This is a genomic window from Flavobacterium sp. T50_26 (assembly GCF_057652995.1).
Genome location: NZ_JBYFCC010000008.1, coordinates 130,613 through 130,971 on the forward strand (window position 1 = coordinate 130,613; position 359 = coordinate 130,971).

The 359-nt window shown below is 37.9% G+C and carries 1 protein-coding gene; it reads right to left on the reverse strand.

Going from position 1 to position 359, the window contains the following annotated elements:
• Positions 1–359, reverse strand: a 359-nt coding sequence (locus tag AC23MC_RS06675) for a hypothetical protein (RefSeq protein WP_487570637.1), incomplete at both ends; no start/stop codon positions are given.

The window sequence follows — 359 nt, forward strand, 5'->3', positions numbered from 1 at the left end:
GAGGTAAACGACCCTCCTAAGTATGCACTTGAACTACCATTAAGAGCTATTGTTTCTACCAAACCATTTGGATTTGGATTCCATGAGGTAACAGAACCATTGGATATAAGAACAGATGCAATGCTAATTCTACTTAGACCTCCAACAGTATTGAATGAACCTCCTATCAAGAGTTCAATACCATTTTTTTCAATTATTGTTATTGGACCATTTACATCAGGATCCCAAGAGGTTGCAAAACCTGTGGTTTGATTTAATGCAGCAATATTATTTCTAGCTTGCCCACCAATATTTGCGAAGGTACCGCCTACATAAACGTTCGCACCATCTTTAGTAATCGTACTTATACTACCATCAGG